Below are 10553 nucleotides of genomic sequence, written 5' to 3' on the forward strand. Positions count from 1 at the left end.
CGCCCACCCCTGATCCATCACAGCACCCAAGCCACGACGCAACGGGCCCCTCCTGGCCCTGGCCCGGCGTTCCCGCGGATGCAGATCCGCCTCCGCGCGCCCAGTCTGTGCCCCCGACTCGTCCTGGAGCTCCAGACCTTCTGGGTCCTGACCCTGGTCGTGGTGCGGTGTGTGGTCTTGCTGCGTCATCATGGCCTCCTGCTCCACCCATCCACCCCACCGAGCCCCGATGTGTGTCAGGGCCTCACGCAGCTGCCTGGATCGTGCCCGTCTCCGCGATAGTCCGCGCGATGCTCAGCAGCCATTTCGTATCCCCCAGCCGCTGCCGTGCTGTGGAGATCGACCACCCCGTCGCAGCAGCCACCGCCTCAACCCGCACCCGCTCGAACCCACCGGCGCGGACCGCTTCGACCGTGATCGTGCGGGTCCACGCCCCAATCTCCGCCGGCAGGCAATCCAACAAAGCACCAGCTGTGACCCGCTGCGCTGACCGGTGCAGCCCCTGGGCCCGCTGGACCACACACGCCGCGCGGACCGTCTCGCGCCGGGCTTCACGCACCACCGCCGTGGTCGTACCCAACCGCTTGGCCGCAAGCTCGGTGTCACCCTCGCAATCAATCAACAGGGTCAGCGCCCTGTGCACGGTCCGATCACAGCGCAGCACCGCCCGGACTTCGGCCAGGACCTCGTGGATCTGGGCGGCCAACGCCAACCGGTCCACGACCGCGTCCTCGTGGCCCTCTTGGGCCACATCGACTTCCCACACGTCCTCCGAGGTCGCTCCACCCACCGGGGAGATCCCCACCGCGGTGGCCTGGTGGTGCCTGGAGCGCAGGTGATCCACCGCCCTCCGCTTACCGATCGTGGTCACCCACCCCGTCAGGGTGCCCCGGGCCGGGTCCCACTTCGAGACCGACCGCACCGCCGACATCAGCGTTTCCTGGGCGACGTCCTCCACGTCACTGGCAGCACCACCGGCGGTGAGCTTGCCCCGGATCACGGGCACCACATCGCCCATGACCGCTCGCACGGCCTCCCACGCAGCCGTTGACCCCGATTCCAGCCGCACCCGGGCTGACTGGTCGTGGTGGGTTTGTTGTGTCGTGGCCATGGCTCATGCCTCCTGGACCTTCGCAACGATTCGATCCGCCCGACACCCTGGGCACTCCTGGCCCTCCAGATGCGAGCTGTGATGCACCCGGCAAGTCACCTGCCGACGTGCTGGGGTGGTGGCCACCGGCCGGTGGTCTTCGTCCGCTGGCCGGCGGGATTCCACCCGGGCCACGGCTTCCTCGATCGTGTCCAAGGCCGACGCCCGGTCACGCAACGCAGCGATCATCAGCCCCATCGGGGAGAGCACCGGGCCCGCGGCCCGGGCCATCACCACACCGATGACCTCGGCCACGATCCGGTCATCCAACCCGGCCAAAACACCGGTGTCGCCGCCGAGCTTGGCCCGCAGCAACCGCAGCGGCACGCCAGCCACCGCCCGCAGATCACCCCCACCGGGCGCCGCGGCACCCTGCGCTGGTTCATCCCCCCATCCGATCCGGTCCGATCCATCACCGGTTGAGTTCTCCACAGCGACCGGTGCCGAGGATTGGATGGGATTGGATGGGTAAAGACGCGCGCGCGAGCCTATTAAGGCACCCTCGAAATCGGTGTCCAATTTGTCCGGTTGAACGACCCGATTTGTCCGGTTGAACGATCTACCGGCCAAATTGTCCGGTTGACTCTGACTAGGCGAAACATATTTACCGGTCATTTTGTCCGGTTGAACGAATCCCGAGTTATCCACAGGCTCGACGGCCTCCACTGCGGGGGGCGCCGGCAGCTGGTCGCCGTCGTTGCCCTCCGGTTCCACGTGCCCCGGATCGACCTCATACGAGAGCCGGTTGATCTGGCGTTGCCGGCGATCTTCGATCGGCTCCACCATCTCTTGACCGTGGCGCAGCATCGCGCCCGGGTCCAAGATGATGGCGTCCGTGCGACGCCCCCGTGCCCACTCTGCAGGCCGGCGTTCCGTATGCAGCAACCCGGCGTCACGCATCTCCAGTAGGGTCCGCCGCACCGTGCGCTCAGACACCCGGGCCTTGCCTGCTAGTTTCTGCTGACCGGTGAAGCACACCCCGTCCGAGTCGGCCTCATCGGCGATCGCGAGCATGATCACCAGTTGATTCCCTGACAGCGGCAGCTGCCAGACCAAGCTGGTCATTCGCACTGACATGGGGTCAGCTCACTCCTTCAAAGATCTCGGGACGCTCGTTCTTGAGCTCCTTGATGCGATTCCGTCCGGTCCTGTCCGAGACACCCAGAAACTCCCCTGCAGCAGTCCCCGTGATCGGTCGGCCACCGGCGACCCGTTCAGCCACCCACGCGGCAAACCCATCCGCATCCCCGGCAACCCGCTCCGGAAGCCCTTCCGGAGCGGCAACGGCACCCGGCAACGAGGCTTCCGGTGAACCGGAAGCGGCCTCACCCTCGCGGGCCGCCACGGGTCGTTGGCTTGCCATCCCGGATGGAGTTTCCGCCCCGGACACGTGCGCGGCACCCGGATCGGTAACAGCTTCCGGAAGCCCGGAAACCCGGGTTTCATCAGCAGAAACAGCGTCACCGGCGGGTCCTACCGCCGGCCCGTCTTCCGGGTCAGTAGTCGGGCTATCCGGCAGGGTTTCCGGCGCCAAAGATGAATCGGCAACCGCTTCCGGAAGGGCACCCGCTGCCGCTTCCGTTTCCGGTTCCACCGGGGCTGCTGCTTCCGTTCGCTTGCCGTCATCAGCACGGTGGGGGAAACGGAAGCTGGTCTCGCTGCCACCCAGTGCGGAGATCCCGAGACGGGCCGGCGACACCTTTGACCCGGCACCAACTGGCTCAGCCACGGATGACGCAGGCCTCGCACCCGGGCGTTCCACCACCAGACGCGCCAACTGCTCCGTGGCAGCAAAGACACCGATGGGAGCCAACGCGGCGATGGCAGCACCAATCCAGGCCTGCCATTCCTGCTCGCGCGGGATGGACAGCGCGTGCGCGGCGTTGGCGGTCACGGACATGGCCGTGAAAGCACCCAGGCTCACCCACGAAGGAATCGTGGACTCACCCCGGGAGCGATGAACCAAAACGGACATGGCGTAGGTCAAGATCGCGCCATCAATGAACACCGGTACGGCCCACTGAATCTGCGACCCGATCCCGGCCCACTCCGCAACGTCGTAGAGCGCGCGGAACGAGACGATGAAAGAGGTGATACCCAGCATCACCACCAACGCCACAACGACCCACTGCACCGGCAACGTGTCAGGGTTGATCCGCCGCGATCTCTGAGACCACCCAGAACCCTGGCGAAAGGAACGATCCCTTGGTACCGTTTCAGACACCAACGAAGCCGTTCCTAGCTGCTGTTGATGAGATGCGCGTCCGGTGCCACCCCGGGCGCGCATTGCTTTGCCCTCAGACTCACGCAGCATCGCCGGCCTCCAGATCCCCCAGAACTCCGTCCAGGGCCTCAATCACACGCCCCAGAACCTTTTGCAGATCCGCACGGCTCTGAGCGTCCAAATCCTCCGGGTGCAGATCCACGATCACGCCGCCGGCAGCCAGCACCGTCCGGGCAGCAGCCATCGACAACTCCGCCGCACCGGGATCCGCCGGGTCCTCCACCAAACGCGGCTCAGCCCTGCGTTCCTCCAGCAACCGCACGCACCGGGACTCCGCCTCCAGCAACGCAGCACGCGGCCCCTCCCACCACGCAACAGGCACCTCGGCACCAGCCGGCACAACCGCTTCACCGGCGACGTCCACAACCTGCACAGGGCGCTCGAAAGGCGACACCGGCCGCGGGGGCCGCAGGTCTGGGGCAGGCTCGATGTCAATCACGCCGATACCCAGGTCGTCCAGGGCCACATCATCGAAGGCTGCAACATCCGCCGCCGACGGCGCCGCAGGCCGGGTGTAGGACTTCCCATCCACACCCAGGGAACGTTCAGGTGTTCGATTTTGAACACCTGACTCGTCTTCCAGGGGATGTCCAGGTGATCCATTTGGATCACCTGACGCCCGTTGGACCGTTCCATAACCGAGGTCCGTGGCCTGAGCGATCGCGCGCACACTCATGCCGGCGGCCCGCATGGACTGGATGACCTCAGCCCGCTGCTCGCGCGGCGGTCTCAACTGGAGGCCACGAAAGTTCGCGTCAATCCACTCATCCCAGGACGCATGTCCCAATGCTCGCCACGCTTGACCCTCCCAGGCCTGGACGATCAGCGTATGCACGTCGATCAGTCCTTCTGCGATCTGGTCCGTGAGCTCACGAGCCTCACTCTGCGTGAGCACTCGGTCCTCAACGTTGCTCATGCCGCCACCTCCACTACCGTCAGCAGCGCGACAACGCTCACGCCCAAACGCTTCGAGAGAAGGTCTAGCTCGGACAGTCGAAACTCAACGCGATCGCGCAAGCGGTCGGACATGGCTGCAGGGGACAAGCCCAGCGCGGCCGCCAGGTCCTTCTGGCTAACGCTGCGACGGCCCATCTCAGCTCGGACATTGGCTGATACCAATCTAGGTGTGTTCATGCCCATACCGTATGGGCTCAGCCCAATCGGTTCAAGCCGAAAAGTTTGGCGTGTCCAAATTTTTCTCGACCAAACCCATACATGTGGCACTATTGGCACTATTGGCAATAGTGCAGCCGGCTTAGCCGGTTGCAATAGTGCAGATGGTGCACGGACCTAGGGAGGCATGATGACGACATCAGTACAAGCGGGAGCGGAAGTCCGCGCTTGGATGGCTCGGCTCGGTATCCGCCAGAAGGACCTGGCGGTAGCCCTGGGCGTCTCACAAGGGCCCATGTCTGATCGTCTTCGCGGCAAGACCTCGTTCAGCATTGATGAGTTGGCGACGATCGCAGGTGAGTTCGACATCTCGCTCGGCGAGCTCCTGGGGCCGCACATTCTGCAGGCACGGCAAAGCCCCCGCCAAGACTTGGTCTCGACGGGGGCAAGGGTAGGGCGAGTGGGGCTTGAACCCACGACCAAAGGATTATGAGTCCTCTGCTCTGACCAGCTGAGCTATCGCCCCTGGAGTCTCCCGAGCGTGCCAACGACGCGCCCCGGACACAACGGCCCCTAGCCTAGCGGAGTCTCAGGCTCATCCAGCATCGGCCAGTTCGCCAGGAGTCGCTCAGGATCCGCCCCGCGGTACATGCGCTCGAAGCCCTCAACGGTGGCACCAAAACTGTGTTGTTCCACCAGCTTTAGGCTGGCGTTGCCCATGGCGCTGCGCTCATGCGCAGGCAGGGAAAGGAAGTGCAACAGACGATCAGCCACCACGGCGTCGTCGCCCGGGGGAAACAGCCACCCGTTGACCCCGGACTCCACAAGGTGCGGCAGCGCACGGGCATCAGCGAGCAGAACGGGACGGGAAGCCGCCATGGCCTCCAAGGTCACCAGGGATTGCAGTTCGGCCGTTCCTGGTTGGGAAAAAATGTCCGCGGTGAGGTAGCTGCGACGCAGGTCCTCGTCTGAGAGGAAGCCCCGGAAAACCACCCGGTGTTCAACCCCCAGGCTTCTGGCCAGCTCCGCCAGGGAGTCGTACTCACCACCTTGGCCCACCACTTCCAGAACCGCATCCGTTTGATCCTTGATCCGGGCCAGGGCACGAATCAGGACGTCGACGTGTTTTTCCGGGTCCAGGCGCCCCACGAACAAGATGGTGGGATGCTCCCGCGGCTTGAGGTTCTCCCCTGCCCGCAGTTGGTAGTTCTCCGCCGCAATCCCGTTGGAGAGCGCATAGACGGGGAAGGTGAACCCGTTGTCCTTCATGGATTCCACAGCCAAGGGGGTGGGGGCGGTCACGACGTCGCACCGGCGGAACACACCTGCCATGTCCCGCCAGGAGATGCGCCGGTAGATCCGGCGGATCAGATCTGGCAGCGGTATGTACTGCTCAATGTTCTCCGGAATGAAGTGGTTGGTGCCGATCAAGCGGATGCCCCGGCGCTGGGCTTCCCGGGCGAATAGGCGACCCAGGATGTAGTGGCACTCGATGTGCACCACGTCCGGGCGGAGATCGTCCAAGATCTGTTTGATCTGACCGCTGACTTCCCACGGCAGGCACAGGTTGAACGTGGTGTAGGTGAATGCGGTGTGCGAGCGCAACCGGTGTTCGGTCACTCGCCCGTCCATCCGCCGGATCGATCGACCACGGCTGGGGCGCGGTGCAGCCACGTGAACGTTGTGCCCGCGACCAGCCATCGCCTGCGCCAAGCGCCTGGAGAATTGCGAGGAGCCGTTGATGTCCGGCGGATAGGTCTCCGCCACCACCAGCACCGTAAGGGGCTGCGCCGCTTGCTGGGTCCCCACCCGAGCATCTGGTGCTGGTTCAGGAGGGAGCCGGTAGTCATCTCGAATGTGTCCCCGAGGATCTGGGGTCAGTTCAGGCTGCGAGTCATGCTCCGGGACGAGTTGCGGCACTGAGGTTCAGTCCTCCTGGTGATGAGCGGAACGGGGGGCGGGTGCCTTGGGGATGATCCCGAGTTCGCCTGTCTTGGGCGCACGGGCGGCAGGCATTTTTGCAAGAACTTCTGGGTGATGCCTGGAGAGAAGGCGCACGCCCGCCACGGACACCGCGCCACTGGCTGCAAGCATCAAGGCGGAGACCGGGCCAAAGTTCTCTCCGGCTTCTCCCAACACGCTGAGCCCCAGGACCACACCCACCATGGGGTCCACCACCGTGAGCCCGGCCATGACCAGCTCCGGAGGCCCGGCCGCGTATGCGCTTTGCACCAACCAGCCACCCAGAGCTGCGGCAATCAGCAAACCGATCACGTTGTCCACTTCGACGTTCTGCCACCAGGCACCGGCGCCGGTACGCAACTGGACGGAAACCACTTTGACCTGAACGGCAACAAATCCGTACAGGGTGCCGGCTGCAAACAGATAGAACAGCGCCTTCTGGTGGTCACTGAGAAACAGCATGCCCAGGCACACCACGGCAATCACTGCCGCCAGAAGATAAGTCACAACGTCAGAGGCGCTGTCTGCAATGGTCAAGGCCGGATCCGTGACCCGCACGGCGGTCAGCACGAACACCGTGGCCCCGCCCATGCACAGGCCGATGGCCCGCCACGTGGCGGCATTGATGGGGATCTTGACGTGGCGTGAATGCAACACCGTGGTGATCACAAGACCCAACACGCCAATGGGCTGGACCACAGTCACAGGCGCCATGCTCAGGGCCGCCACGTTGAACACGGTGCCCAGCCCCAACAGCACCAGACCCGCGGTCCACCGTGGAGAACGCAGCACATGGCGGAATTGACTCCAGGAGAGTTTGCCATCGCTACGGCTGACCACCGCCACCGACTGAAGATGCGTTCCACCGGCCAACCCCACAGCGGAGAGAATGGCCAGGCCTACGGCGATCAACGGCATGCAGTGGCCTCCGGACCTTTCACTCGATGGCTGTGGATTCACGGCCTGGGCCATGTCATGGCCGGTTGGGCCGACCGTGGCAATGGTATGGGGACAAGCTGGGAATGCATGCCCCAACACGGAAAAGTCCCCGGGAGCCTGTGGACTCCCGGGGACTTCCTCTGTCAACGACGACGCTCACCGGCGCCATCGTCGTGACGATTCCAGGCTCAGCGCGAGCGACGGATCAACTTGACCAGGAACACCAGGAAGGCGGTTCCGGCGGCAGCGGCAACGGCCACGGGACCAACGCGCTCACCCACCTGCTCGGCAGTGGAGGAAGCCTTCAAGCTGGCTCCTGAGACCGTGGTGCGGGTGCGGTCCACAAAACCCACGGCGGAGGTCTGCACGTGGTTCTTGCGGTTCTCGGCGTCATCGCGCAGCTCCTTGAGCTTCTCGCGGCGAACACTGAGGCGCTGACGCAACTGCGACTCGGACGGTGCCGGCGGCTGGTTGGAGGACTGAGCCTTATGCTCCTTCTTCTCCTGCACCTTGCGTTCCTTGGCCTCGGCCTCTTCGCGGCGCACGCGGGCCTCGGTGTAGGCCGAGCCTTCCTTGACCACGCCGAGGTCGTACTTCAGACCGCGCACGGCACGGACCGGGTTCAACGGCATGGCGCTCTTGATCATCAAGGCACCCACGGCCGCCAGAACAATCAGAACCAGCAGGAAGAACGCGGCAACAATCAGGGCTGAGAGCCAGAGCGGCATGACCTGAGCCAGGCCGGCCACGGCGGCCACCACCAGTGCGATGGTGGCCAACAACAGGAAGACCAGGCCCACCACGATCAGGGCAACACCCTTACCGGCCTTGATCCCCTTGTCCTTGAGCTCCAGCTTGGCAAGGGCCAGTTCATCCTGGATCTGGCGCGGCAACAGCTTGCCGAACACTTTGACTACATCCGGCAGCGATGCTGCACCGGCTTGTGATGAACGCGCTGCCTTGGCTGCGCCAACGTGATCGGACCGTGTGGATCCGTTGTCAGTGGCGTGGCCCGTTTGCGCATCAACGGACATGGACATTCCTGCCTCCGTAAAGTCTTCGATCAGCAGCAACCTGACAGTTGCTTTTTGCTCAGTCTCCAAAGTATCACCGGGCTGATGAAAAAATCGCGCCCGGTGCCGCGGACAACACCCCGGGTTACACACACCAGCTGATGCCGACCATCACCGCTGGTGAGACGGATCACCACACAGAATGCATGATTCTGCAGATACCGTCTTGCAACTTTTGTGACAAGTCCATTATCGTTGCACCGTTATGGAACCGTGACAGTTCTTCCCCTGGTCCGGTTCTCACGCTTCCCCGTGGATCATTTGCCGACCACTTTTTGCTGCCTTCAGCGTGCTTCGCCATGCCTGGGCCCAGTTGTGAGCGGAAAACCTTGGTCCTCTCACACTTGTCTCCCACCAGGAAGCAAACACGGATGAAGAACCCCCGTTTTCTCAGTGCTGCCGTCACCGTGGCTGTCGGTGGCGGTGCCATTGCCGCAGCCGGCGTCACCCCTGCCGCTGCAGCTCCCGAATCCGATTGGGACGCACTGGCCCAATGCGAATCCAGCGGCAACTGGTCCATCAACACCGGTAACGGCTTCTACGGAGGCCTGCAGTTCACCCAGTCCACATGGGAAGCCTTTGGTGGCACGGGCGCCCCCCAGGATGCAACCCGTGAACAGCAGATTGCTGTGGCCGAGAACGTTCTGGCCGGTCAAGGTTGGGGTGCATGGCCCGCCTGCTCCTCCGCCTTGGGCCTGTCCAGTGCCGCCCAGCCCGTGGCCAACCCCATGGGGGTCAGTGCACTGCAGACTCCGGTGGAAACCCAGGCGACCAACACCCAGTCTCCCTGGGCTGCATCCAACGTGGCCGCAGCCACGACTGCTCCCGCCGACTTCAACGACGTGCCCGAGGGCTTCTACGCCAAGGGTTCCATCAAGTGGGGCGCTCAGAACGGAATCATCAAGGCCGACCTCAACGGCGCCTTCCGCCCGGATGAGAACCTGACCCGTCAGGACTTCGCCGTGATTCTGTACCGCATGGCCGGTGAACCGGCCGTGGACACCTCCGTGGCCACCAACCGCTACTCGGATGCCCCCACCGATCCTGCTTACCTGGATGCCGTTGCCTGGACCACCCAAATGGGGTTGTTCAAGGGGTGGTCAGACGGCACGTTCCGCCCGGAAGCCGACGTGGATGCCACCGCCCTGGGCAAGGTCTTGCACCGCGGCGCCGGATCCCCCGCGCACACAGCGCCCGCCGAGTCTCCGTACGTGGACATCTCCTCCCGCACGCCGGGCTACACGGAGCTGGACTGGCTCAACAGCGTGGGCGTTCTGCCCGCATTCGACGGCAACCTCTACGTAGGCGATGGCATCACCCGCGCCGAGATCATGGCCATCCTGCACGGCGGTTACAACGCCGGGATCGTGGCCAACAACAGTTCCCTGGACACGGAAGCCACCAACCGTGAATCCACCACCACCGTTCAGACCTCTCAGCAGGCTCAGCAGCAGCAAGCCGCCCTGGGCACCTCAACCGCCACCCCGGTGGACGTGCAGAGCGTTGTGGACGGCAGCACCACCACCTCCGGTTCCGCCATTGTGGAGACCTCCATGCTGGGTCTGGGCGGCAACTACGTGTGGGGCGGCACCGATTTCAAGAACTGGGACTGCTCCGGATTCACCCAGTGGGTTTACGCCCAGCACGGCATCCAGATCCCCCGCGTGACCTGGGATCAGTTTGCAGCGGCCACCCCCACCGCCAACCCGCAGCCCGGTGACCTGGTGTCGCAGAACAACGGCTCCCACGTTGGCATCTACCTGGGTGACGGTCTGATGATCTCCGCACTCAACCCTCAGCAGGGCACCATGATCCACGCGGTCAACGCCATGCAGGTGGACGGGTTCTACACCTACCTGTGAACCATCACGCTTGAGGCCCCCGGCGCGAACGCGCGTCGGGGGCCTCGAGCGTTGGTCCCACATTGCTGGCGCTGACCAGTCAGTACAACTGTGAGGACTCACCACAACGCAGGCAGGGACCCAAAGCACTGCCCAGGTACGCCAAGAGGGGCGGGATCAACGTTTCCGTT

Annotated in this window: 11 protein-coding genes and 1 tRNA gene; 2 read left to right on the forward strand and 10 right to left on the reverse strand. The window is 64.3% G+C overall.

What is annotated here, in order from left to right:
* The 6 genes from L979_RS16595 to L979_RS01845 all read right to left on the reverse strand — a co-directional run.
* The coding region (locus L979_RS16595) for a hypothetical protein (RefSeq protein WP_231559350.1) at positions 1-192 on the reverse strand (192 nt) is incomplete at its 3' end.
* 52 nt (positions 193-244) lie between these two features.
* A complete protein-coding gene (locus L979_RS14260; protein ID WP_052209339.1) occupies positions 245-1111 on the reverse strand; it encodes an RNA polymerase sigma factor in 867 nt (288 codons plus the stop codon).
* Between the two features lie 3 nt (positions 1112-1114).
* The gene (locus L979_RS01830; protein WP_156125297.1) at positions 1115-2227 is read right to left on the reverse strand and encodes a helix-turn-helix domain-containing protein; all 1113 of its coding nucleotides are present in this window, start codon (positions 2225-2227) and stop codon (positions 1115-1117) included.
* Between the two features lie 4 nt (positions 2228-2231).
* Positions 2232-3284: a DUF2637 domain-containing protein gene (locus tag L979_RS14265; RefSeq protein ID WP_052209340.1), complete on the reverse strand. Its 1053-nt coding sequence runs from the start codon at positions 3282-3284 to the stop codon at positions 2232-2234.
* Between the two features lie 169 nt (positions 3285-3453).
* Positions 3454-4350 carry a helix-turn-helix domain-containing protein gene (locus tag L979_RS01840; RefSeq protein ID WP_047688516.1) on the reverse strand — a complete coding sequence of 299 codons (897 nt, stop codon included), beginning with the start codon at positions 4348-4350 and terminating at the stop codon, positions 3454-3456.
* Complete coding sequence (locus L979_RS01845) at positions 4347-4568, reverse strand: helix-turn-helix domain-containing protein (protein ID WP_181954283.1); 222 nt, start codon at positions 4566-4568, stop codon at positions 4347-4349. The genes L979_RS01840 and L979_RS01845 overlap by 4 nt, the downstream gene beginning before the upstream one ends.
* 211 nt (positions 4569-4779) lie before the next feature.
* On the opposite strand from L979_RS01845, the gene L979_RS17015 reads away from it, so the two are divergent.
* On the forward strand, positions 4780-5040 hold the full coding sequence (locus L979_RS17015; RefSeq protein ID WP_369792957.1) for a helix-turn-helix domain-containing protein: 261 nt from the start codon (positions 4780-4782) through the stop codon (positions 5038-5040).
* On the opposite strand, the gene L979_RS01850 is transcribed toward L979_RS17015, so the two are convergent.
* From L979_RS01850 to L979_RS01865, 4 genes are all read right to left on the reverse strand, one after another.
* Positions 5000-5073: transfer RNA gene (locus tag L979_RS01850), tRNA-Ile, on the reverse strand. The two genes, L979_RS17015 and L979_RS01850, sit on opposite strands and share 41 nt — an antisense overlap.
* Before the next feature lie 47 nt (positions 5074-5120).
* A complete protein-coding gene (locus L979_RS01855; RefSeq protein WP_052209341.1) occupies positions 5121-6356 on the reverse strand; it encodes a glycosyltransferase in 1236 nt (411 codons plus the stop codon).
* Positions 6357-6473: 117 nt separating this feature from the next.
* Positions 6474-7427: a DMT family transporter gene (locus tag L979_RS01860; protein ID WP_047688520.1), complete on the reverse strand. Its 954-nt coding sequence runs from the start codon at positions 7425-7427 to the stop codon at positions 6474-6476.
* A 209-nt stretch (positions 7428-7636) separates the two neighbouring features.
* Positions 7637-8482, reverse strand: a complete 846-nt coding sequence (locus L979_RS01865; protein ID WP_231559351.1) for a phage holin family protein — start codon at positions 8480-8482, stop codon at positions 7637-7639.
* A 410-nt stretch (positions 8483-8892) separates the two neighbouring features.
* On the opposite strand from L979_RS01865, the gene L979_RS17020 reads away from it, so the two are divergent.
* Positions 8893-10383: a transglycosylase family protein gene (locus L979_RS17020; protein ID WP_369792956.1), complete on the forward strand. Its 1491-nt coding sequence runs from the start codon at positions 8893-8895 to the stop codon at positions 10381-10383.
* The last annotated feature ends 170 nt before the right edge of the window (positions 10384-10553 follow it).

The sequence above is a fragment of the Kocuria sp. ZOR0020 genome, from assembly GCF_000800955.1.
In the GTDB taxonomy this organism is placed as follows: Bacteria; Actinomycetota; Actinomycetes; order Actinomycetales; family Micrococcaceae; genus Kocuria; species Kocuria subflava.

What these genes read in the sequence shown, in the direction of transcription:
- L979_RS14260 (WP_052209339.1), bottom strand. Translation starts at nt 1,111, where the DNA reads ATGGCCACGACACAACAAACCCACCACGACCAGTCAGCCCGGGTGCGG.
- L979_RS01830 (WP_156125297.1), bottom strand. Translation starts at nt 2,227, where the DNA reads ATGTCAGTGCGAATGACCAGCTTGGTCTGGCAGCTGCCGCTGTCAGGG.
- L979_RS01840 (WP_047688516.1), bottom strand. Translation starts at nt 4,350, where the DNA reads ATGAGCAACGTTGAGGACCGAGTGCTCACGCAGAGTGAGGCTCGTGAG.
- L979_RS01845 (WP_181954283.1), bottom strand. Translation starts at nt 4,568, where the DNA reads ATGAACACACCTAGATTGGTATCAGCCAATGTCCGAGCTGAGATGGGC.
- L979_RS17015 (WP_369792957.1), top strand. Translation starts at nt 4,780, where the DNA reads ATGGCTCGGCTCGGTATCCGCCAGAAGGACCTGGCGGTAGCCCTGGGC.
- L979_RS01860 (WP_047688520.1), bottom strand. Translation starts at nt 7,427, where the DNA reads ATGCCGTTGATCGCCGTAGGCCTGGCCATTCTCTCCGCTGTGGGGTTG.
- L979_RS01865 (WP_231559351.1), bottom strand. Translation starts at nt 8,482, where the DNA reads ATGTCCGTTGATGCGCAAACGGGCCACGCCACTGACAACGGATCCACA.
- L979_RS17020 (WP_369792956.1), top strand. Translation starts at nt 8,893, where the DNA reads ATGAAGAACCCCCGTTTTCTCAGTGCTGCCGTCACCGTGGCTGTCGGT.